Source organism: Streptomyces sp. XH2, assembly GCF_049725035.1.
Taxonomy (GTDB): domain Bacteria; phylum Actinomycetota; class Actinomycetes; order Streptomycetales; family Streptomycetaceae; genus Streptomyces; species Streptomyces roseoverticillatus.
In genome coordinates, this window is record NZ_JBMMMZ010000004.1 from 297850 (window position 1) to 320290 (window position 22441).

Consider the following 22441-nt stretch of genomic DNA (forward strand, 5'->3'; position numbering starts at 1 on the left):
TTCCTGCGGGCGGGTGAGGACGCCGGGCCTCAGCCCTGGCAGATCCCGCGGGCGTAGTCGAAGGTCGCGGTCGCCTGCGAGTACTTCCACTGCGGGGCCAGCAGCTCGGAGTCGAGCTGGCGGGCGGCCTCCGGGCTCTCCACCATATACCCGAAGTCCTGCAGCCAGGACGGGTAGAGGTTCTTCGAGCCGATGTAGAAGGCCGAGCCGTCCACCGAGACCAGCTTGTGGTGCTGGGCGTACGGCTTGCCGTCCGCCCACTTCGCGCTGTCCGAGCTGCGGGCGGTCGCGAGCTGCAAGTTGCCGCACATGGCCGTCTTCGCGCCCTGCGCGCCGCCGGGGAGCAGCGAGAGGCGGTTGCGCAGGAGGTCGCTGATCTCGTTCAGCGACTTGATCTGCGAGTAGCCTCCGCTGCCGACGGCTCCCCGGTTGGCGGGGTCGCTGACGACGATGCGCACCTTCACGCCGGCGGCCAGCTTCGCCGCGAGCGCGTCGTAGAGGCGGACGTCGTAGCGCGGCAGCGGCGGGCAGGTGGCGTTGAGGTCCTGCTGGGAGATCTCGACGTGGCTGCGCGCACTGCCGACGAGGGCGCGCAGGGCGCTCTCCTCCGGGTTGACCGTGTCGTAGTCGCGGTCGGCGTTGGTGTTGTCGTGCAGGCCCACGACGCACTTGGTGTCGGACGCCGACGGCAGCTCCGGCCGGAAGGACGAGGAGGGGTCGGAGTCCTTGATGCCGACGCCCAGTCCGCCGACGGCGATGACGGGGACGTTCCCGGTGGCCGGGGCGGGCGCGGGGTTGGCGTCCTTCTCCATCGTGGGCATGCAGCCGGCGCCCGGGGAGGCGGCGAACCAGACGCTCGCGATGTTGCTCTTGTTCTCGCAGGTCCAGGACCACAGCTGGTCCAGGTAGCGGCCCGCGGAGCCGGCGGCGGGGCCGGTCAGGGCGAGGTCGACGTCGGACACCGGGTGGGCGGTGTCGACGTAGTCGTCCTTCCAGCTGTTGATGCCGCCGGTGATCGCCGACTGCCCGTCCACGACCAGGAGCTTGGAGTGGTTCCAGGAGAACGCGGTCTTGGAAGTGGTCATCGACGCGACGTTGAGCGTGATGCCGTCGGCGGCCTTGCCGAGCTTGTCGCGCAGCTCGTCGCGGTACTTCGAGGGCAGCACGTTCATGTGGTAGACCGGCGCGGCCCCGACGAGGACGCGAACCTTCGGCTTGTTGCCGTTCTCCACCGACTTCTTCAGGCCGGCGACGATCGCGTCCTGGAACGCCCCGTTGGGGAACGGGGCGAGGGTGGATATGTCGACGGTGCGCGTGGCCTTCGAGATGTTCTCGGTCATCCTGGCCAGCAGCCGCTTCGTGCCGGGGCGCTCGGTGCAGCCCGCGTCGCCCCAGCAGCCGGGGGTCTGCAGCAGCCACCCGGCGGGGTCACCGGCCGGAGCGTCGAGCGCGTTGCCCGCCGTGCGCTCCCACACGTGGCCTTCGAGGCCGGGCGAGACCTGACGGAGGGTCTGCTCGACGGCGTCGAGGTGCGGGGTGCCGGAGTCGGCGGACGCCGGGGTCGCGGGGAGCACGGCGAGGACGAGGGCGGAGACCGCGGCGGGGCCTGCAGTACGGGTTAAACGGCGGAGCCGGTGGCGAGCCAAGGCTGCTTCCTTTTCGGGGGTGAGGTGATGACCAGGTGATCAAGAAGTGATCACCTGGTGAAGCTACCAGCTCACCGGAACGAAGCATTCAGGAGGAGAGGAAGAGGAGAGCAGAGGAACCGGTCGGGAACCGGTCGGGAACCGCTCAGGAACCGCTCAGGAAGAACAGCTGCTGCCGCCGCCGCAGCTGGAGCTCGAACTGGAGCAGGAGGAACCGGAGGAGCAGCTGGAGTGGCCCGAGTGATGGGAGCCCGAGGAGCAGCTGGAAGCGCCGGAACAGCTGTACCCGCCGCCGGAGGAGGAGGAGTACGACGACGAGGACGAGGAGGAGGACTTCGCGCGCTTGGAGGTCTTCGCGGTGGTGCTCGTGGCGGGGCGCGTCCGCATCGCCAGCCTGAGCTGGTGCAGGTACGGCTGGTCCGGCTCGGGCCCGGCCGTGTCGCGCACGGCGACGACGCCCGCGACGCCCTCGGGGTGTTCAGCGGACGCGCGGACGCTCCAGGGACCCGTCCTCCCCACCCGGTCGGTGAACTCCTGGCCGCGCGGCGTGTGCCCGGGCTTCGGGCGCGGGCCGTACGCCGTCCGGAGCTTGATGCCGCCCGCGAGGAGGACGAGTCCCGTGATCGCCACCGGGAGGGCGGCGGGCACGCCGAGCAGCCCCAGGGCGATGACTGCTCCGACGACGAGGCCGCCCACCTGCAGCTCCGCGGCCCGCTTCCACTTCTCCTCCGCCGCACGGGATATCAGCAGCCCGCGGTTGACGAGCGAGCTCCGGACGCCGTCCACCGCCGGGTCGAACTGCAGCTGGACGCGGAGGCGGTACAGCTTGGTGCCCCAGTCGGGGCCGCACCGGGCCAGCAGGGCGCGTTCCACGGCGTTGAACGCGGCGGCCCGCTCCACCTTCAGCTCGCCGTTGCTGTTGACGGACACCCGCCCGTCCTCGCACATGCGGGCGATGGCGGTGTCCACCACCCGGATCGCGCCGCCCCGCAGGTACGCGACCTCCAGGAGGCCGGGTTCGCCCGGTGCGGCCGGCGGGCCGGCGAGCGTGCGCTTGCGCGTGACGATCAGCCGGGCCGAGGGGGCCAGGAGGGCGAGGTACATCACCACGGAGAGCACGACGATGCCGCTGGTCATAGGTCGGTTGCCTTTCGGGTCACACGTGAACGCAGGGTGCGCCAGGCCGTGGCGAGGCGGGAGGACGGCGGGCGGGCCTCGGCCGTGCGGTCCGTCGCGCGGTCCGCCGTGCCGTGCGCCTCCCGCCATGCCGTAAGGCGCTCCCGCTGCCCCGGGCCGGTGAGTGCGCCGTCCGTCTCCAGGAGCCGTGCGGCGAAGTCGAGGGCGTCCTGGCGGTAGCCGTGGCGCATGGGGCGGCCGCGGGCGTGGTCGAGGAACAGCCGCCGGAAGTCCGCCCCGAGGATCTCGGGCAGCTCCGGGGCGACCTTCGCGACGACCTCCGCGCGCTTGCCCAGCAGTGCTTGTCGCTGGGTCCGCAGGCGCTGCGCGTCGTGGCCGGCCGGCGGGGGCGCGTCCGCGACGAGCGCCGAGAGCAGGGCGTGCTGGGCCTGTGCGAGGCGCAGCCGTGCGGCGTCGGCCGTGGAGGCCGTGGGGTCCGAGGGGGCCGTGGCCGCCGGGGGATCCGTGGGGTTCGTGGAATTCGTGGGGTTCGTGGAATTCGTGGATTCAGACACCGGACACCTCCTTCCGCCGCCGGGCCGGCCGCGCGGAGCGCCGGGCTCCGGCCACGGTCGCCCTGACCGCGTCGAGTTCCTCCGCGAGCTCGTCCGGCCCGGGGAAGGCGTCGTCCCGTTCCAGGAGGACGCCGGGGAGGGCGACGCGGGAGGCCAGTTCGGCGAGGACGTCGAGGACGGGCCGGGTGACGGGGTGGGCGTGGGTGTCGTGCCACAGGCCGTCCCGCTCGATGCCGCCGGCCACGTGCACGTAGGCGATGGCGTCGAGCGGCAGTTCGTCCAGTGCGGCCGCCGGGTCCTGGCCCAGGTTGACGTGGTTGGTGTGGAGGTTGGCGACGTCGACCAGCAGCCGTACGCCCGTCCGCTCGACGAGCTCGGCGAGGAACCGGCCCTCGGTCAGCTCCTCGCCGGGCCAGGTCATGAGGGCCGCGATGTTCTCCAGGGCGAGCGGTACGGGCAGCATGTCCTGCGCGATGCGGACGTTCTCGCACAGGACGTCCAGGGCGTCGCGGGTGCGGGGCACGGGCAGCAGGTGGCCGGCCTCGATGCGCGGCGAGCCGGTCAGCGGCCCTCCCGCGCGCACGAAGGCGATGTGCTCGGAGACGAGCGGCGAGCCGAGGGCCTCGGCCCGCTCGGCCAGCGCCGCGAGCCGGGCGAGGTCCGGGCGGTCGGCGCCGCCCAGGCCGAGGGAGACGCCGTGCGGGATCACCGTCGTGCCGCGCTCGCGCAGCCGCCGGAGCGGCTCGGGGAGGTGGCCGGGGCAGATGTTCTCGGCCACGACCTCCACCCAGTCGGCGCGGACCGGTCCGGCGAGGGCGCCGGCGAGCTCCGGCCGCCAGCCGACCCCCGTGCCCAGCGCGCCGGGCACACCGGAATCGCTCATGGTCCCGCCCCCCGTCTTTCCCGTGCTCCCCCTGGCACCGAACGCCTGTACCAGGGGGTTTCCCAGCGGGACACTTTACAAATCCTTCCCCCGGCCCCCGTTCCCCGTACATCTCGCGTATGACCCGCGCCGTCCGCGCCGGACCTCAGATGTACGGAACACCGCCTCACGGTCTGATTACTCGCAGTGGTCCCGGGCCGTAGTTTCTTGATCATCGGCAGGGCGCGCGGGGGCTTCCCCCGCGTGGCGCCCTCCCCGAGCGATCCGGAATCCCGACGTGAGGCGGACCATGTACGGCAAGGCATTTGCTCCCGAGTACCGGGGCTCCCTGGAGGACCTCTCGGTGAACGCTTCTCTTGAAGAAGTGCTCGCCAAGGCCGTCGAGCAGCAGCGGCGCGCCGAGCTGGCGGGCTCCGCCCTGGACGCGGCGCACGCCGGGCTGGCCGTCGCCGAGGCGAGCCGCCGGCTCGGCCGCGTGGCGGAGGCCGGACGCGCGTGGAAGGCGAGCTACCGGGCCGCGCGGGAGGCCGGCGACCAGGGAGCGATGGCGTGGGCCGTGTGGAGCGGCGGCACGCTCGCCCGGCAGCGCGGCGAACTGGCCCTGGCCCGCCGGTGGCTCGGTATAGCCGCCGCCCTCGCCGAGCGGGGCGGCGACGTCGTCGCCCGGGGCTACTCCCTCGCGGGCCTCGCCGAGACCGGCCGCATCCAGGGCGACTACGAGGCCGTCGGCGCGCTCCACGAGCAGCTGCTGGCGGAGGCCCGGCGGCGCGGCGAGGCCCGGCACACGGTGTGGGCGCTGGAGGGCATCGCGCAGATGCACCGCAACTCCGGCTCGTACGACACCGCGCTCGCGATGTTCGAGGAGGCCGCGGAGATAGCGGGCGGGGCCGACGACGCCCGCGGGCACGCCTGGGCGCTGCGCGGGATCGCCGACGTGCTGTCCCTGCGGGGCGGGACCGACCGGGCTCTGGAGCTGCTGGCGGAGGCGGAGGGGACGTGCCGGCGGATGAAGCTGGTCAGCGCGCTGGCCTACAACCACAAGATGCGGGGCAACGTGCTCTTCCGCGCGGGCCGTTACGCCGAGGCCGAGGAGTGCTACCGGGGCGCGCTCGCGGAGTTCGAGGAGATGGCGGAGCCGCGGGGCGCTGCGCTGGCCAGGCTGGGGCTGGTCAAGTCCCGGGCCCGGCTGGGGCACGACCGTGCCGCGACGGCCGCCGAGCTGGACGACCTGCACCGCACGCTCGGCCGGATCGGGCTGCTGCACGCCCGGGAGATGGTCGAGGCGGCGCGGGCCGAGCTGGGGATGTCGCCGGCCGGCGCCCGGCCGGCCGCCTGACCGTACGACCTCCGTCCCGTACGCCCTCCGCCCGTGCGGCGCTTCCCGCGCCGGGCCCACCACAGGAAAGAGAAGCCCCATGCCGACACAGACCGGTCTCCGCGCCCCCGCGCCCCAGGCGATGGCCCGTGCGAAGGAGTTGGTGGAGCCGGCGCTCAGAGCCGCCGTGGCGACGCTGCATCCGCTGCCGGGCCGGATGGCGGCGTTCTCGTTCGGCTGGTGCGAGGCCGACGGCACTCCGGGCGCGTCCCCCGGCGGCAAGGGCGTCCGCCAGGCGTTCGCCCTGCTCGGCACGGAGGCGGTGGGGGCGCCGGCCGAGGCGGCCGTGCAGGCGGCGGTGGCCGTCGAGCTGGTGCACACCTTCTCGCTCGTGCACGACGACATCATGGACGGGGACGAGCGGCGGCGGCACCGCGACGCGGTGTGGAAGGCGTTCGGCACGGGCCCGGCGGTCCTGACGGGCGACGCCCTGTTCGCGCTCGCCGTGCAGACGGTGGCGGGGTCCGGGGGCGGGCACGCGGGCCGGGCGGTGGCGCACCTCGCGGACTGCCTGGGCGAGCTGGTGCGCGGACAGGCCGACGACCTGCTGTTCGAGGACCGGCCGTGGGCCGGGCCGGACGCCGTGGGCATACCGGAGTACGAGGCGATGGCCGGCCGCAAGACCGGCGCCCTGCTCGGCTGCGCGCTGTCCCTGGGCCCGGTCCTCGCGGGTGCCCCCGCGCTGCAGACGGGCGCGCTCGCGGAGGCGGGCCGGCGGCTCGGCGTGGCGTTCCAGGCCGTGGACGACCTGCTGGGGATCTGGGGCGACCCGCTCACGACGGGGAAGCCGGTCCACAGCGACCTGCTGCGGCGGAAGAAGACCCTTCCGGTGCTCGCCGCCGTCGCCCGGGGCGGCGGTGCGACCGGGCGCGAGCTGACCCGGCTGCTGGGCTCGGAGGCCGCACCGGACGCCGCTGCGGCGGAGCGTGCGGCGGCCCTGGTGGAGGCGGCGGGCGGCCGGGACTTCGCCCTGGAGGAAGCGCGCCGCCATGCCGCGGCCGCGCGGGCGTGCCTGCGCGGCGCGGGGCTCGCGGAGAGCGCGACCGGTGAACTCGTCGCGCTCTCCGCGCATCTCCTGGAGCGGCGGCTGTAGGGCGCTCCGGGCTGCGCTACTGAGCCGGTGCGGCCTCGCAGGTGACGTCCCGTGCGGGCAGCTCCCCCGACAGGAGGTACTTGTCGACGATGCCGTCGGCGCAGGCGTTGCCGCCGCCGTAGACGCCGTGGTCGCCGCCGGGGACCGTGACCAGGCGCGAGCCGCGCAGGGCCCGGTGGGCGCGCTGCGCGCCCTCGTAGTACGTGGCCGGGTCGTGCAGGGAGTTGAGCATCAGGACGGGCGGCACGCCCTTGCCGGTGATCTTCACGCGCGGGCCGGGGGCCGTGGGCCACGCCGCGCACGTGGCGGAGAACGCGAGCTCCCGGGCGCCGGCCAGGGGGTACTTCGCGGTGTCCTCGGCGCTGCGCCGGACCCAGTGCTCCCGGTCGCGGTTCCAGGGCGTGTCGGCGCAGGTCACGGCGAGGAACTCGGCGAAGAAGTTCGGAGAGAGGTACGAGCCGAAGACCCTGTCGGCCATCCGGCGCTCCGCATCCGTGGCGGAGTCCCAGTGCTCCAGCGCGGCCAGGGCCGTCGCCAGGCCGGGGAAGCCCTGCTGCGAGTTGTAGACGGCCTGCATCGTGCCGCTGTCGAAGCGGTTGGGGTCGACGGTCTTCCCCTTGGTCTTCCCTCCGTCGAGGCCGAGGGGCCGGTCGTGCAGGGCGCTGCGGCGGCGCTCCCAGGTGGCCTTGGCCTCGGCGGCGGTCTTCCCGTAGTGGTAGGTGGCGTCGTTCTTCGCGAGCCAGGGCAGGAAGTCCTGTTCGAAGCGGCGCTGGAAGCTCTTCGGCTGGCCGGTCTCGAACTGCTCCCACGTGCCGTCGAAGGCGATGTTGCTGTCCAGGACGGCGCGTTCGACGCGCTGCGGGAAGACGGAGGCGTAGTACGCGCCGATCATGCTGGCGTAGGAGGCTCCGTAGTAGGAGATCTTCCGCTCGCCGAGCAGGGAGCGGAGGAGGTCCATGTCGCGCACGGTCTGCTCGGTGGTGATGTACGGGAGGAGGTCGCCGTGCTTGGTGCCGCAGGCTTCGGCGAGCTTGCGGGAGTTGTCGAGGACGCGCTGGACGGCTTCGGGCGAGCGGTCGCGGAAGTCCCCCGCGAAGAAGGCGTCGAGCTCTTCCTGGGTCTGGCACTGCAGCGGTGTGCTCGCGCCGACGCCGCGCTGGTCGAAGCTGACGATGTCGTGGACGGCGCCTATGGAGGGGGCCGCCTTCGCGAGCCCCGCGGGCCGCTTGAGGCCGGAGCCGCCCGGGCCGCCGGCGGCCATCATCAGCACGCCGCGCCGCCGGGCGGAGTCGCCCGCCTTCACGCGCGACACGGCGATCGTGAGGTCCTTGCCCGCGTCCGGGTCGTGCCAGTCGCGCGGGACGGTCATCTGCGCGCACTCCAGGCCGGGCGCGACCTCGGGGCAGGGCTTCCAGTCCAGCTTCTGGGAGGCGTACCGCTCGGGCACGGTCACCGCGGCGGCCGTGTGCGACGCTCCGGCCGTGTACGACGGACCGGCCGCCCGGGGCGCCGCGGCCGCGGCCCCCGCCGGGAGCGCGGTGGCCGCGATCACCACGGCGACTGCTGCCGACACGACGGACGCGGCGGAGACGGCCCGCCGCGACTTCCTGGACTCGAACATCGAACCTCCTGGGCTTTTCTTGACGGTTCGATGGTGCCCGGGGGACGGGGCCGCGGACGATCCCCCTGGTATCCGTTCCCGGGGTGGCACTGGTACCACCCCGGGCCCTGCGGCTACTTCTTCAGGCTCTTCAGGAAGGTGACTTCCGGATAGGCCGGGGACGGCCGGTCGAGCAGCGGGCTCGGGGTCCCTCGCAGGTGCCGGTCGAGGAACGCGCCCACGTAGGCGCGCGTGAGGGCGGTCGAGCGGGGGCCGTGCAGGGTGCCGTATCCCTTCGTGACCTCATCCGGCGGCGTGCCGGCGGGCAGGCCGAACCGGTCGGCGAGCCAGGGCGCGTCGGTGAAGGTCATGTGCCCGCCCTCGGGGACGTCGAGCCAGCGCTTCCAGCCCGTGAGCTCCTTCCAGCTCCGGTCCCAGTTCACCCTGGGGTCTTCGGCCGAGCCGGGGTCGCTGACCTGGCCGCGCCGCGCGCCCAGCAGCAGCACCGGCTTGTTCACCCCGCCGGCGAACTCCCCGAAGAAGTTGCCGTCGAGGTTGACGGCGGCGTCCACGCGCGGGTCGTCGTGGAGGGCCTGGACCGCGCTCGCACCCCCGATGGAGTGGCCGGCGACCGCGATCCGGCGGGCGTCGACGGCGAGAGGGCTGCGGGGGCCGGTCAGCTGGTCGAGCAGGAACCGGATGTCCTTGGACCGGTTCGGCGCGACCGCGGGGAGGGCGTCGTACTTCCGGCAGAGCTCGCAGCTCTCGATGCGCCCGCCGGGGAACTCGACCGGAGCCTCGTAGGTGTGGTCGACCGCGGCGACGGCGTAGCCGCGGGACGCCAGGTCCTCACCGAGGCCGGTGAGCGACGCACGGCTCATCCCGAAGCCCGGGGAGAGGACGACCAGCGGCCGGCGCTTGCCGGCCGGCCGGGCGTCGGCGGTGGAGTTGGTGCGCATGCCGGCCAGGTCTTCCTTGCCGATCCACGCCTTGGACAACTCCTTCGACATGTACGGGGCGTTCCGGTCTCCCTGGTGCCGCGCCGGGTACCAGAGCGTGACCATGAGCTCCCGCTTGCCGGCGGCGGGCTTCCAGGGGTCGGGCCGCGAGGTGTCGACGAGGTGCAGCGTCTTCGTGCCGACCGGCTCCTTGCCGGTGGGCGCCGGGATCCGGTCCGGCGCCACGGTCCGGGCGCGCTCCGCCGGGACCGCGGCCGGGCCGGACGCCGCCGCGACGGCCGGGATCTGGGAGACGGCGAGGGTCGTGAGAAGTGCGGCGGCCACGAAGGCCCGCCGCGATGTCTTCCGCGATGTCCACATCATGATCATTAAGCTATGCGGCCCTCTCCGCCCCGGGCATCGGCCGCAGGTCGGAGATGATCAGCCCGGAGCGGTCTCCGCGGACTGCACCGCCCCGGACCCCCTCGCGCCGTGCCCGCGGTCCATCTCTCGCCATTCCGGACGCAGGCCGGCCAGGTTGGTGGTGAGGAAGTACAGCGCACCGCCGGCCAGGAGGACGGGCGCGAGCCCGGCGGAGGTGACGGCGAGTCCGGCGAGCAGGCCGCCCAGGGGGATGCCCGCCCAGGCCAGCGAGTCGCCGAGCGCCCGCACCCGGCCCAGGAGGCCGCGCGGCACCCGCTCGAAGGAGACGGCGCCGAGGATGGGGTTGAGGAACCCGCCGCCGAAGCCGCTGACGGTGAAGACGGCGAGCACCGCCCACAGCGGCGCGTCGCAGGCGAGGACCACGAACCTCGGCGCGCCCGCGAGCAGGAAGCCGGCGAAGAACACGGGCCGGCAGCGCATCCGGTGGGCGAGCGCGGCAGCGACGAGGCTGCCGCAGACCGCGGCGACGCCCGTGGCACTGCTCATGAGCCCGATGACGGCCGGGCCGTCCCCGGACCGCTCGGCCCACACGGGGACGAGGACGGCTGCGAAGCCCGCTTCGAGGAGGTTGGTGATGCCGACCATGACGATGATGGTGAGCAGCAGGGGCTCGCCGCGCAGGAACGCGAAGCCCTCGCCGAAGCGGCGCCAGTAGCCCGCCGGTTCGCCCGCGGGTTCGCTGGCGGGGGCGCTCGCGGGGGCGCTGTCCGTACCGTCCGGCGACTCGCTTCCGGGCGGTACGGCGCGGCCCATGCCGCGCGGCAGGACGAGCGCGATGACGAGCGACCCCAGGGCGAAGGAGACGGCGTTGACGACGATGCCTGCCATGGGACCGAGGAGGGCCACGAGCGCGCCGCCGGCCGCCGGGCCGACGGTGGAGGCGAGGCGCTCGGTGACGCCGGAGAGGCCGGTCGCCCGCTCCAGCGGGACCCTGCTGCGCTCGTCACCGGGCACCACGCCTCACAGCGACCGGCCGGCGCCGCCGTCGATGCGGATGGACTCCCCGTTGATGTAGGCGGCGGCGTCCGAGACGAGGAACGCCGCCAGCTTGCCGACTTCCGCCACCGTCGCGTACCGGCCCGCGGGGATCCGCGCGAGGAACTCGGGCTGCTCGGGCCAGCTGTCCACGTAGCCCGGCATGATGCTGTTCATCCTGATGCCCTTGGCCGCGTACCGGTCGGCGTAGAGCTTGGTGAAGCTCGTGAGCGCGGCCCGCAGGGCGGAGTTGACCGGGATCATGCCGAGCGGCTCGAAGGCGGTGTACGAGGAGAGGTTGACGAAGGCCCCGCGCCCGGCGCGCTCCATGTGCGGGGTGACGAGCCGGGCCAGGCGGACGACGCTGAGCAGCAGCATGTCGAGGCCGTCGTGCCACTCCTCGTCGGTGACGTCCAGCAGTGCGCCGTTCCTGGCGTGACCGGCACCGTTGACGACCGCGTCGATCCGGCCGTGGCGCTCCAGGGCGTGGTCGACGAGCCGGGCGAGGCCGGCGGGGTCGGTGAGCGAACCGGTCACCGCGCTGCCGCCCAGGTCGCGGGCGAGCTCGTGAACGCTCTCGTCGATGTCGAGGAGAACGAGGCGGTGCCCCGCGGCGGCGAGCTCGGAGGCCATGCCGCGGCCGATGCCGGAGGCGGCGGCGGTGACGATCGCGACGGGAGCATGGGCGGAGGTGACGGACACGGGACCTTCTCGGGATTCGGCGCAACAGTTCAGTACGACGGTACGAACATCACCGTACCTTCACTCGCCGGTCGGTACGAAACACGTCGTACGATCGTCCTCATGGCCAGCTATCACCCCGACCGCGACCAGCTCCTCGTCGAGGACGTCCTGGCCGCCCTGGGCAACCCGGTGCGGCTGGGGATCGTGCGCGAGCTCGACGCGTCGCCCGGGGCGCGCACCTGCGGCAGCCTTCCGCTGGAGATCACCAAGGCCACGGCCACGCACCACTGGCGCGTGCTGCGCGAGTCCGGGATCACGCGCGAGCACAAGGCGGGCCGCTCCAAGGCCGTGTCCCTGCGCCGCGAGGACCTCGACGCCCGCTTCCCCGGGCTGCTCGACGCGGTGCTGCGCGCCACTCCCCCGCTGCGGGAGCCGTAGGCCCCGGCGCGGTCAGCGGACCGAGGCGTACGCGCCGAGGGCGATGTCCGCGAAGTTGCGCAGGGAGTCCGTGCCGGGGGCGAAGTACCCGGTGTGGCCGTGGGCACCGCCGGTGGGGACGATGCGGGCGCCGAACTCCGGGGAGGTCGGGTCGGCGCCGTGGCCCAGGCCGAAGAGGTCGACGTTGGGCACGTTGCCGATCCAGTCCGAGGAGTTGCGTGCGGCCGCCCAGACGCGGGCGCCGGTGTGCAGGTCCTTCACGGAACCGGCCCGCATGCCGGGGCTGCCGAGCGCCACGAGGTCGGCCGCCTCGCTGCGGTCGACGGAGGAGGCGGCCAGCCCGCAGACGACCGAGCCGTAGCTGTGGCAGAACACGGCGGGCGGCGGCGCCGTGGGCGAGGCCGCGGCGGCGGACAGCCCGGCGAGCAGGCGTTCCAGCCGGACCGCCCCGGCCTGCGCGAGCCGGCCGGTGGCGGCGTCCACGCCGAGACCGACGGGCGTGGTGTAGCCGGCCCAGGCGATCACGGCCGTCGGGGTGCCGGGCGCCCTGCGCTCCATCTCGGACCGCAGCGCCGCGGCCATCCCGGCGGGGGTGCCGTACCGGTCGTGCGCGCGGTCGAAGGCGGCGAGGTCGATGTCCGAGCCCGGCACGACGACGGCGGTGTGCCGGGCCGTCGCCAGGTCGCCGAACACCTCGGCGACCTGGCCGCGGCCCCGCGGGTCGAAGGCCAGGATCCGCCGGCCCGGTGCGAGGAGCCGCTCGCACCGGTCGGCCCGCTTCCGGGCCTCTTCGCGCACGGCCCGCGACAGGCCGGCGTTGCCGGCCCGGGCCAGCGCTTTCTCCCGCTCGGCGGCTATCGCCCGGGCGTTGGCCTCGTACCGCAGGGTGACGGGCGCGCCGTCGAGGTTGCCGACGGTCAGGGCATGACGGGCCGCCAGGTCCTTGCGCTGCTCCTCCGTGAGGCCGGCGAAGAACGCGGCGACCGTGCGCGGCGTCGCCGTCGCGGGGTCCGGCAGGGTGCGGTGCAGGGAGCGGTCCGCGCGCCATTCCGCCGCGCCCGCGGGCGGACCGGTCACGGCCGTCTGCTCGCTGCCGGCGGCCCAGCCCGCCGTGCCCGCGACAATCGTGGTGGCCAGCGCGGCGGCGACCAGCGTGCGCTTGAAGCGGCCCATGAACGTCTCTCCCTCGCCCTGTGTGGTGACAGGGGGAAAGCTAGAAAGAGCACGTCAGGGAAGACGTCACCCCAGGGGGCCAACCCTGGGGTGATACCTCGGTAACCCTGGGGTGATACCCCGGTAGGGGGCCGCCGGCGGTGGGGACCGCCGGCAGTGGCGACTGGACCGCCGATCCGCTACAACCAGCTGATCCGCGCACTGGTGACCGGCCCGGAGCCGTCCCCGCCCGGAGGCCGGCCGAGCTCACCGGCCCAGACCCGCTCCAGCAGCCGGCGGACGGTGTCCGTGATCTCGGGCGCGGCTGCGCGGAGTCCGGCCGCATCGGCTTCGGTGAGCTCGCCCGGGGAGACGCCGGTCTCCTTCAGCAGCCCGGGAACGTCGGAGAGCTTGCCGGCCAGCCAGGCCAGCGGGTCGGCGGACAGCTCCTCGACGAAGACCCGCGGGCCGGGGATCCAGCCGTCGAAGTCCGGGTGGTGGTGCGTGCGGTCGAAGGCGGCCGGGGCGGCGTCCGCATCCTGCAGCAGGTCGACCCGCCACAGCGGGCGGGCGATCGTGATCGGCCGTGCTGCGTAGATGGATCCGGCCGGCTCGCCGCGCTCGAAGAGCCGGAGCTCCAGGCGCACCCCTCGCTCGGGGGTCGCCTGCCCCGGCAGCGGATCCGGGTCGATGAAGTAGAGGTCGCTCACCACGACGCCGAGCCGCTCGAAGCCGAATGCGTACAACACGTCAACCCCCTGGAACCGCTTGCGGGACACACGCGCTTGCAGCCACGAGCCTACGGAAACCCGCTCCCCCGGCGCAGCAACCCGAACCGGCCACGCGGCCGCCGGGAAGGTCTCCCCTCAGGCGCGCGTCCGGCCCCCGGGCCCGGCTCCCGACCGGTCGCCGGACCAGGCGTCGGCCTTGTCGGAGGCTATGAGCATGCTCACGCCGAGGACCGCGAGCACGATGCTCGCGTACACCTCGTACCCGTCGAGGAAGCCGAGGTGGCGCACCACGACCCCGTACCGGAACCAGCCGGTGACGGCGTGGACGATGCCGGCCAGGCCCTGCAGCGCGAGGATGAAGCCGAGGATTTCGAGCGTCTTCTTCATGCCTGTCATGCTCGGCCCGCCGGCCGGCCCCGGTCATCGCCCGGAAGGCTCCGGCGGGACCGGCCGAAGTAGCCTTCGCCGCACCCTCGGGACCGACCAAAGTCTTGTCTCCTCCGACTTTGGTACAGGACCGCCGTCCGGCGCTCCCGCCCCCTCCTCCTGCTCAGTAAATTGGCTGTTCATGAACGGGAAAGCAGGGGCGATGACGGAGGAAATGGGGGTGGAGATGAGGGAGGAGCGGCCGCGCGCGGCGCGAGGCCTGCGCGACTGGGCCGTCGACATCCTCTGCCTCGCGCTCGCGGCCGTGATCGGAATACTGGCCGCCGAGGCCCTGCGCAAGGACCCGGACGTCTCGCCCGCGCTCCTCGCCGCCGACCAGATCGTGGGCGCCGCCGCCTGCGTCGCGCTGTGGACGCGCCGCCGGTGGCCGGTGCCCCTCGCCGCGACCCTGATCGTGGTCAGCACGTTCGTGCCCCCGGCCTCCGGGGCCATGCTGGTCGCCGTGTTCACCGTGGCGGTGCACCGGCCGTTCCGGACCGTGGCCGCCGTGGGAGGGCTCGCCCTGATCAGCGAGCCGGTGCAGGCGGCTGTGCGCCCCGACCCCGACCTGCCGTTCCTCGTCGCGACGGCCACGGGCGTGCTGCTGGTCCTCACCGTCATCGGCTGGGGCATGTTCGTCCGCTCCCGGCGTCAGCTGGTCCTGTCGCTGCGCGAGCGCGCCCTGCGCGCCGAGACGGAGGCGCGGCTGCGGGCCGAGCAGGCGCAGCGTCTGGCCAGGGAGCGCATCGCCCGCGAGATGCACGACGTCCTCGCGCACCGGCTGTCCCTGCTGTGCGTGCACGCGGGCGCGCTGGAGTTCCGGCCTGACGCACCGCCTGCGGAGGTCGCCCGGGCCGCCGGAGTGATCCGCGACAGCGCTCACCAGGCCCTGGAGGAGTTGCGCGAGGTGATCGGCGTGCTGCGCGCCCCCGGAGCGGACGGCGGCGGCGACCGTCCGCAGCCCACCCTGGCGGCGCTGGAGGCACTGGTGGAGGAGTCCCGGCAGGCGGGCATGGCGGTGGTGCTCGACCAGCGGGTGGCCGACGCCGCGTCGGTGCCGGAGGCCACGGGCCGCACGGTGTACCGGATCGTGCAGGAGGCGCTGACCAATGCCCGTAAGCATGCCGAAGGAGCCGGGGTGAGCGTCCGGGTGGAGGGCTCCCCGGAAGCGGGCCTGACGGTCGAGGTCACCAACCCGCCGGCCGGCGAACCAGGTGAAGCACGTAAACCAAGCGCATCAGCCACACCAAGCACACCAGGCGAGTGCGGCAGGGAGGGAGCAGCCACGGGGCGGAGCGGCGCGTCCGTGCCCGGATCCGGGCAGGGGCTCATCGGGCTGGCCGAACGCACCGCCCTCGCCGGCGGCCACTGCTCGCACGGCCCCACCCCTGACGGCGGCTTCCGCGTCCACGGCTGGCTACCGTGGCGGCCATGAACGCCCCGCAGCGCCCGCACGGTCCCGGGCTTCCCCAGGACCCGGCGGCCCCGAACGACCCCGGCTCGCCGCAGACGCCGCCGATCCGGATCCTGCTCGTCGACGACGACCCGCTCGTACGGGCCGGTCTGTCGTTCATGCTGGGCGGTCTGCCCGACATCCGGATCGTCGGCGAGGCCGCCGACGGCACGGAAGTCGCCGCGCTCGTCGACCGGCACGCGCCCGACGTCATCCTGATGGACATCCGCATGCCGGCCATGGACGGCCTGGCCGCGACCGAGGAACTGCGCAGCCGCCGGCAGGCCCCGGAGGTCATCGTCCTGACCACGTTCCACGCCGATGAGCAGGTGCTGCGGGCCCTGCGCGCCGGGGCGGCGGGCTTCGTCCTCAAGGACACCCCGCCGGCCGAGATCGTCGCTGCGGTGCGCCGGGTCGCTGCGGGCGAGCCGGTCCTCTCCCCCGCCGTGACGCAGCAGCTGATCGCCCGGGTCACGGGACACGAGCAGCAGCAGGCGCAGGACACCCGCGGCGACCGGGCACGGGCGCAGCTGGCCCTGCTCAATGACCGGGAGCGGGCGGTCGCCGTCGCGGTGGGCCGCGGGCAGTCCAACGCGGAGATCGCCCGCGCGCTCTACCTGAGCGTCGCCACGGTCAAGACGCACGTCTCGCGCGTCCTCACCAAGCTCGGCCTCAACAACCGGGTGCAGATCGCCCTGCTCGTCCACGACGCCGGCGGCCTCGACACGGAGGCCTGAGACCCCACTGCCGGCACCCCTCCGGAAGCCGTTCCGCTACCGCCGCGCGACCCTGGGTGACCACCGCCCGGGGGGCACGGGCCGCGTTGCCCAACCGCGCACGAAACTACATGCGGCCGACGTACGTCTGTTACAAAACAGCGGGGAAACAGCAGGTTGCGTTTCATAAGATCGAACTCATGATCCACGGGCGATTAGTTCTAATCGCCCTTTCGCTTTTCCACTGCGCGTCCAGCGCAGCAGAGTTGGGGGAATTCCTGTGCCAGGGCACATACCGCGCCGACGCGTGCTCCAGGTCGCGGGCGGCGGCATCGTCCTCGGAACGGGCGCGGTGGGGGCCTGGCAGTGGCTCGCGCCCGACGCGAAGAAGAAGTCCGGGCACGAGGGCACCCCGGTGCGGCCCGCGAAGGCCACGACCTCCGAGTCGTTCGTGCACGTCATCGCCCACCCCGACGACTCCCTCTACTTCATGAACCCGGAGCTGGAGCAGTCGATCCTCGGCGGCGGCCCCTCCGTCACGGTCTGCCTCACCGGCGGCGAGTCGGACGGCCGCAACGAGCTGTCGAACGCCCGCGGCTACAAGCAGCTGCCGGAGAAGCGCGGCGAATTCGTCCGCGCCCGGCTCAACGGCTTCCGCGAGGCCACCGCCCAGATGGCCACCGGCGACTGGCTCAGCCCCTGGACGGTCGAGCCGCTGTCCCTCCTGCCCGGCATCCAGGTCGAGCTCCACACGCTGCGCGCCGCCCCCCAGGTCCAGTTGATCTTCCTGGAGCTGGTCGAGGCCCGCACCCTGCGCAACCCGCGCAAGGACAGCCTGCGCGGCCTGTGGCTCGGGGCGACGCCCAAGCTGACGACGCTGCTGCCGGCCGCCAGCCCGGTCAAGCGCACCTTCCAGTACGGCCGCCAGCAGGTCATCGACACCCTCGTCGCGATCTTCGAGCGCTACCAGCCGACCGTGGTCCGCACCCTGGACCCGAACCCGACGCACCTGCCCAAGCCGCCGGAGTTCCCGGACGCCCCGCCCGTCCTGCGCGGCATAGCCAAGTACGACCACCAGGACCACACCACGTCGGCGTTCTTCGCCCAGGCCGCGCTCTCCGAGTACTGGGGCCGCAAGCACGCCCGCCCGACGGCCGTGGACAGCTACGTCGGCTACGAGGTCTCCCACCTCCCCAGCAACCTCGACAAGGCCACCACGGACCACAAGCTCAAGTTCCTCGACACCTACGGCTGGGCCGACGGCAAGGACTGCGGCGACGACGCGGGCTGCGGCGACCGCAAGGTCGGCAAGACCTCGCACACCAAGTACCACGGCTGGTCGAGCAACTGCCGCCACCGCGCCCCCGGCACCATGCGCTGGGTGCAGCCGCTGCCCGACGGCCGCCTCTCGGCGTTCGGCATCCTCGACGGCGCCGCGCAGTGCTGGACCGAGGCCAAGGCCGGCAGCGGCATCTGGTCCACGCCCACCTCGGTCGGCGGCTCGATGCTGGAGGGCCAGATACAGGCGCTGCGCCTGTCCGACGGCAACCTCCAGCTGTTCTCCATACGCACGGTGCTGCCCGCGAAGGACCAGCCGCACCGGCGCGAGGTCGTCACCGCCCTGCAGACCGGCAGCAACGGCGGCACCCCGGCCTTCGGCGCCTGGGAGTCGCTGGGCTCACCCGAGCAGGACCCGGAGCGCACGATGGAGATGGGCTACCCGGTCGCGGTCGCCGGCAAGGACGGCACGGTCCACGTCTTCGTCCGCACCTTCGAGGGCGAGGTGGCCTTCCGCAGCGGCTCCGGCGGCAAGGACTTCTCCGACTGGGAGACGCTGCCCACGGCCGGCCCGCCGGTGAAGACCGAGGACGGGCTCGACGCGGCCCTCGACAGCCAGGGCCGGATCCACCTCGTGGCCGCCGACACGAAGACCGTGCACCACTGGATGTCGCAGGGCCCCGGCGCGCCGCTGCAGATGACCGAACCCACGAAGCTCCCGGCCACGACCGGCCCACTGTCCCTCGTTCCCCTCGCGAACGGCGGCATGCGCATGGCCGTGCGCCAGCCGAACACCTCCCGCGTGCTCGTCGCCGACCGGCTCGGGGACGACAAGGGCTGGCGGATCTCCTCCCAGTGCGAGCCGCTCCACGGCCACGGCCGGGTCGCCGTGGCCCAGGCCGGGAACACCACCGTCCTCACGGACCACGACGCCAAGGGCCGCATCCGGCTCTCCGCCGGCTCGGGCCGGCCGGGCCCGTGGGGCAAGGAGGGCATCCCGCACCGCGGGGTCCCCGGCGTCGCACTCGACGGCAAGGGCGATCCGGTCGTCGTCGTCATGGGCCTGGACAACCGGCTCAGCAGCGCACGGATGCGCGGTACGGGCAAGGACGCGTTCACGGACTGGATCGCGCACGACGGCAAGGCCGCCCGTACGAACGTGGAGTCGTAGCGGGCGACGGGCCGGGCCCGTCGCCCGGCCGCAGCGGGCCGGCGTCCCTCGCCGCGGCGACGGCGGGGGCGCCCTGCCCCCGCTCCCGGCGCAGCCGTACGCCGTCCGTGCGCTGTCGTCCGAGCCGCCTCGGGCCGCCCTCCGAAGCCATCCAGGCCCTTTGGGGTATTACTTCCTATATGTCATCTGATAACCCTGATGTGCAGCGCGGCTTCGACGAGCTGGTCGCGGAGGCGGCGACCGTCCCCGTGGCCGGCTGGGACTTCTCCTGGCTGGAGGGCCGGGCCACCGAACAGCGTCCGTCCTGGGGCTATCAGCGCACGATGAGCGAGCGCCTCGCCCACGTGGACGCGGCCCTCGACGTCCAGACGGGCGGCGGCGAGGTCCTCGCCGGCGCGCGCCGGCTGCCCCGCACGATGGTGGCCACGGAGTCCTGGCCGCCCAACGTGGCGAAGGCGACGAAGCTGCTGCACCCCCTCGGGGCGGTCGTGGTCGCGGACCCCGACGAGCCGCCGCTGCCCTTCGCCGACGAGGCGTTCGACCTCGTGACCAGCCGTCACCCGGCGACCGTGTGGTGGGAGGAGATCGCCCGCGTGCTGCGGCCCGGCGGCGCGTACCTCGCCCAGCACGTGGGCCCGGCCAGCGCCTTCGAACTGGTCGAGTACTTCCTGGGGCCGCAGCCGGAGGAGGTCCGGCGCAGGCGCCACCCCGACGACGAGCGGCGGGAGGCGGAGGCCGCCGGGCTCGGCGTCGTCGACCTGCGCGCCGAGACCCTGCGCATGGAGTTCTTCGACGTCGGCGCGGTGATCTACTTCCTGCGCAAGGTGATCTGGATGGTTCCCGGCTTCACCGTCGAGCAGTACCGCGACCGCTTGCGCGAGCTGCACGAACGCATCCGGGCGGAGGGCCCCTTCGTCGCCCACTCGTCGCGCTTCCTCATCGAGGCCCGCAAGCCCGTGTAAGACCCTTCCGGCAGCGACGGCGCCTCGGCGCACGGCGGCAAGGCGGCGTTCCCGGCCGTTCCCGGCCGTTTCCCCGGATCCCGTTCCGTCGCGCGCCTCTCCTCGGCAAGGTGAGCGGGACACCGAGCGAGGAGAGGGCCCATGCGCGTGCGTTCGAGACTCTGGATCGTTCCCGTACTCGCCGCCCTGGTGGCGGTCGTGGCGGCGCTCCCGGCGCTGTCGCAGCCGGCCGCGGAGCCCGCCGCCACGACGTCCGTGGCGGTCGCGACCGGGCGCGGGGCGCCGCCGCGGCCGGAGGGCCCCGGGGGGGTGGTGGCCGTGCACGGCGGTGCCGGGACGGCGCTGCGGCGGGAGGACACCGACGCCCGTACGGAGAAGGCCTACCGCGACGGGCTGGCCGGCGCCCTGCGCGCCGGGCAGAAGGTGCTGCGGGACGGCGGCGGCAGTGTGGCGGCGGTCGAGGCGGCCGTACGGGTCCTGGAGGACGACCCGCTGTTCAACGCGGGCCGGGGCGCGGTGTTCACCGAGGACGCGGGGCACGAGCTGGACGCGTCCGTCATGCGCGGCTCGGACCAGGCGGCCGGGGCCGTGGCCGGCGTGCGGCACGTGCGCAACCCCGTCTCCGCGGCCCGGCTCGTGATGGAGAGGACCCCGCACGTGCTGCTGGCGGGCCAGGGCGCCGACGACTTCGCCGCGCGCAACGGTCTGCCGGCGGTCACCCAGGACTACTTCTGGACGCAGGCGCGCTGGGACAGCCTGATGCGGGCCAAGGGGCGGAGCGGGGGCGGGCAAACGCCGGCCGCGGGCGCGGAGGCGGTCGGCGAGGCCGCCATGGGCACGGTCGGCGCCGTGGCCGTCGACCGCGGGCGGGACCTCGCGGCCGCGACGTCCACGGGCGGGATGACGAACAAGATGGCGGGCCGGGTGGGCGACTCCCCCGTCGTCGGCGCGGGCACGTACGCGAAGAACGGCACGGTCGCGGCGAGCGCGACCGGGCAGGGCGAGGTGTTCCTGCGGGGCGCCGCGACCGCGACGATCTCCCACCTGATGGAGTTCGGCGGCCGGGACGTGGCCTCGGCCGCCCACGAGGTCGTGCGCGAGCGGCTGACCGCCCTGGGCGGCACGGGTGGCGTGATCGCCCTCGACCCCCGGGGGGTGCTCGCCGCCCCGTACAGCAGCGAGGGCATGCTCTACGGCTATCTGACCGCCGACGGCGGGGTGGTCACGAAGGTGTTCCCGGGCGAGTGAAGAGCGCGCCCGGCGCTACGGCCGGCAGCGGCTCACCGCTCGTACAAGTACATCGGCAGGCGCTCGGGGGCGAGTACGGCCCTGGCCGCCGGGCGGACGGCGGCGCCGGGGACGGGCCGCAGCCGCCAGCGGGCGGCCAGCGTCGCCAGGGTCATCGTCGCCTCGGTGAGGGCGAAGGCCTCCCCGATGCACCGGTGGGCGCCGAGGCCGAAGGGGGCGTACGCGCGCAGCCGCACGGCGCCGGCGGCGTTCTCCCCGTCCCCCGAGGCCTCGTCCTCGGCCCAGCGCCCGGGCAGGAACCGGGCGGGCTCGGGGAAGAGGTCGCCGCGGCGGTGGACGACGTACGGGCTGAACACCACCGTGCTGCCGGCCGGCAAGCGCCTGCCCGCCAGCTCCGTCTCCACCGTGGTGGAACGCGGGATGAGCCACGCCGGCGGGTACAGGCGCAGGGTCTCCGTGACGACCCGCGCCGTCAGCGGCAGCCGGGGCAGGTCGTCCTGCGTCGCGACCCGCCCTCCGAGGACGCCGTGCGCCTCCGCGTACAGCTCCTCCTCGACGCCGGGGTGGTGCGACAGGAGGTGGCAGGCCCAGGCGAGGGCGGCGGCGGTGGTCTCGATGCCGGCGAGGACGAGGGCGGTGGACTGGTCGTGGACGGCGTCGTCGGCGACCGCTGTCCCGTCGGGCGTACGGACGGACAGCAGGTGGGAGAGGACGTTCCTGCGGTCGTCCGCCCGATCGTCCGCCCGGCCGGCCTCCTGCTCCGCCGCGTGCGCGCGGTGGGTGCCGATGAGGCGGGTGGTGTGCGCCCGCCAGCAGGCCAGGGCCCGGGCGTAGCGGCGGTTGCCGGGGGTGGGCAGCCGGGCGGCCCACGGCAGGAGCGACTGCCGGTAGATGCCCTTGAGGAACGTGTCCAGGGCGTCGTGCAGTTCCCGGGCCTCGGCGGGCGGCAGGTCGGCGCCGAAGAGCGCGCGGACCGCGGTCTTCGAGGCGAGGAGGAACAGCTCGCGGCCGAGGTCGGTCTCGCGGCCGTGCCGCCAGCCGTCCGTCGTCTCTCCGATCGCCTGTTGCATCACGGCGGCGTACCGGGCCAGGTGGTCCGGGCGGAAGGCGGGCTGCATCAGCCGGCGCTGCGCCCGGTGATCGGCCTGGGGGCAGGTCGCCAGGCCGTTGCCCATGGCGCGGCGGGAGCGCTCGTACGTGGCGCCGTCCCGGTCGTAGACCCGGTCGTCGGTGAGGACGCGGCGTACGAGGGCGGGGTGGCAGAGCACGAACACCGGCCGGCGGCCGAGGCGGATCTCGACGACGTCCCCGTGGCGCGGCAGGCCGTCGAGGAAGGGCAGCGGCGCCCGGTACAGGGCCGTCAGGTGGCCGGTCAGCGGCCGGGCCCCCGGCGCGCGTCCCGCCCGCAGGCCGGAGCCGTCGGGCCGGCGGTCCTGACGCGGTGCCATCGAGCTGCCTCCAGGGTCGGCCGGGCACGGCCACCGTAGCGAAGGCGCCCGCGCGGACGGAACCACCGCACGGCCGGTGCCGCCGGTTC

The 22441-nt window shown here is 74.1% G+C and carries 17 protein-coding genes and 2 pseudogenes; 8 read left to right on the forward strand and 11 right to left on the reverse strand.

Features of this window, described 5'->3' with window-relative positions:
- Positions 1-29 precede the first annotated feature (29 nt).
- The 3 genes and pseudogenes from ACOTKD_RS10755 to ACOTKD_RS10765 form a co-directional block, all read right to left on the reverse strand.
- On the reverse strand, positions 30-1574 hold the full coding sequence (locus ACOTKD_RS10755; RefSeq protein ID WP_424888659.1) for a phospholipase D-like domain-containing protein: 1545 nt from the start codon (positions 1572-1574) through the stop codon (positions 30-32).
- Between the two features lie 228 nt (positions 1575-1802).
- On the reverse strand, positions 1803-2783 hold the full coding sequence (locus ACOTKD_RS10760; RefSeq protein ID WP_424888660.1) for a TIGR04222 domain-containing membrane protein: 981 nt from the start codon (positions 2781-2783) through the stop codon (positions 1803-1805).
- Positions 2780-4220: pseudogene (locus ACOTKD_RS10765) on the reverse strand (DUF692 domain-containing protein). Before ACOTKD_RS10765 ends, ACOTKD_RS10760 begins: the two are co-directional and overlap by 4 nt.
- Positions 4221-4509: 289 nt before the next feature.
- Here ACOTKD_RS10765 and ACOTKD_RS10770 point away from each other — a divergent pair.
- Both ACOTKD_RS10770 and ACOTKD_RS10775 read left to right on the forward strand, forming a co-directional pair.
- The gene (locus ACOTKD_RS10770; protein ID WP_424888805.1) at positions 4510-5556 is read left to right on the forward strand and encodes a tetratricopeptide repeat protein; all 1047 of its coding nucleotides are present in this window, start codon (positions 4510-4512) and stop codon (positions 5554-5556) included.
- Positions 5557-5635: 79 nt separating this feature from the next.
- Positions 5636-6688: a polyprenyl synthetase family protein gene (locus ACOTKD_RS10775; RefSeq protein ID WP_424888661.1), complete on the forward strand. Its 1053-nt coding sequence runs from the start codon at positions 5636-5638 to the stop codon at positions 6686-6688.
- A gap of 16 nt (positions 6689-6704) precedes the next feature.
- On the opposite strand, the gene ACOTKD_RS10780 is transcribed toward ACOTKD_RS10775, so the two are convergent.
- The 4 genes and pseudogenes from ACOTKD_RS10780 to ACOTKD_RS10795 form a co-directional block, all read right to left on the reverse strand.
- A complete protein-coding gene (locus ACOTKD_RS10780; protein WP_424888662.1) occupies positions 6705-8309 on the reverse strand; it encodes an alpha/beta hydrolase in 1605 nt (534 codons plus the stop codon).
- Positions 8310-8422: 113 nt separating this feature from the next.
- Positions 8423-9571: an alpha/beta hydrolase family protein gene (locus tag ACOTKD_RS10785; RefSeq protein WP_424888663.1), complete on the reverse strand. Its 1149-nt coding sequence runs from the start codon at positions 9569-9571 to the stop codon at positions 8423-8425.
- Positions 9572-9667: 96 nt separating this feature from the next.
- A pseudogene (locus tag ACOTKD_RS10790) lies at positions 9668-10612 on the reverse strand (MFS transporter); the annotation flags it as partial.
- Positions 10613-10630: 18 nt separating this feature from the next.
- Complete coding sequence (locus ACOTKD_RS10795) at positions 10631-11347, reverse strand: SDR family oxidoreductase (RefSeq protein WP_424888664.1); 717 nt, start codon at positions 11345-11347, stop codon at positions 10631-10633.
- A 102-nt stretch (positions 11348-11449) separates the two neighbouring features.
- Here ACOTKD_RS10795 and ACOTKD_RS10800 point away from each other — a divergent pair, with 102 nt between their 5' ends.
- Complete coding sequence (locus tag ACOTKD_RS10800) at positions 11450-11767, forward strand: ArsR/SmtB family transcription factor (RefSeq protein ID WP_424888665.1); 318 nt, start codon at positions 11450-11452, stop codon at positions 11765-11767.
- Positions 11768-11779: 12 nt separating this feature from the next.
- On the opposite strand, the gene ACOTKD_RS10805 is transcribed toward ACOTKD_RS10800, so the two are convergent.
- The 3 genes from ACOTKD_RS10805 to ACOTKD_RS10815 form a co-directional block, all read right to left on the reverse strand.
- The gene (locus ACOTKD_RS10805) at positions 11780-12940 is read right to left on the reverse strand and encodes an alpha/beta hydrolase (protein ID WP_424888666.1); all 1161 of its coding nucleotides are present in this window, start codon (positions 12938-12940) and stop codon (positions 11780-11782) included.
- 179 nt (positions 12941-13119) lie between these two features.
- Positions 13120-13668, reverse strand: coding sequence for a hypothetical protein (locus ACOTKD_RS10810; RefSeq protein ID WP_424888667.1), 549 nt, complete (start codon positions 13666-13668; stop codon positions 13120-13122).
- A 117-nt stretch (positions 13669-13785) separates the two neighbouring features.
- Positions 13786-14037, reverse strand: a complete 252-nt coding sequence (locus tag ACOTKD_RS10815; RefSeq protein ID WP_424888668.1) for a hypothetical protein — start codon at positions 14035-14037, stop codon at positions 13786-13788.
- A 181-nt stretch (positions 14038-14218) separates the two neighbouring features.
- On the opposite strand from ACOTKD_RS10815, the gene ACOTKD_RS10820 reads away from it, so the two are divergent.
- The 5 genes from ACOTKD_RS10820 (at position 14219) to ACOTKD_RS10840 (ending at position 20904) form a co-directional block, all read left to right on the forward strand.
- Entirely contained in the window at positions 14219-15511 is a 1293-nt protein-coding gene (locus ACOTKD_RS10820) for a sensor histidine kinase (protein ID WP_424888669.1), read from the forward strand.
- Positions 15508-16266, forward strand: coding sequence for a response regulator (locus ACOTKD_RS10825; protein ID WP_424888670.1), 759 nt, complete (start codon positions 15508-15510; stop codon positions 16264-16266). Before ACOTKD_RS10820 ends, ACOTKD_RS10825 begins: the two co-directional genes overlap by 4 nt.
- A 286-nt stretch (positions 16267-16552) precedes the next feature.
- Entirely contained in the window at positions 16553-18694 is a 2142-nt protein-coding gene (locus ACOTKD_RS10830) for a PIG-L family deacetylase (RefSeq protein WP_424888671.1), read from the forward strand.
- 200 nt (positions 18695-18894) lie between these two features.
- The gene (locus ACOTKD_RS10835; RefSeq protein ID WP_424888806.1) at positions 18895-19656 is read left to right on the forward strand and encodes a class I SAM-dependent methyltransferase; all 762 of its coding nucleotides are present in this window, start codon (positions 18895-18897) and stop codon (positions 19654-19656) included.
- Between the two features lie 141 nt (positions 19657-19797).
- Positions 19798-20904, forward strand: coding sequence for an isoaspartyl peptidase/L-asparaginase family protein (locus tag ACOTKD_RS10840; protein ID WP_424888672.1), 1107 nt, complete (start codon positions 19798-19800; stop codon positions 20902-20904).
- Between the two features lie 32 nt (positions 20905-20936).
- Here ACOTKD_RS10840 and ACOTKD_RS10845 read toward each other — a convergent pair whose 3' ends face one another.
- On the reverse strand, positions 20937-22352 hold the full coding sequence (locus tag ACOTKD_RS10845) for a cytochrome P450 (RefSeq protein ID WP_424888673.1): 1416 nt from the start codon (positions 22350-22352) through the stop codon (positions 20937-20939).
- Positions 22353-22441: the final 89 nt, after the last annotated feature.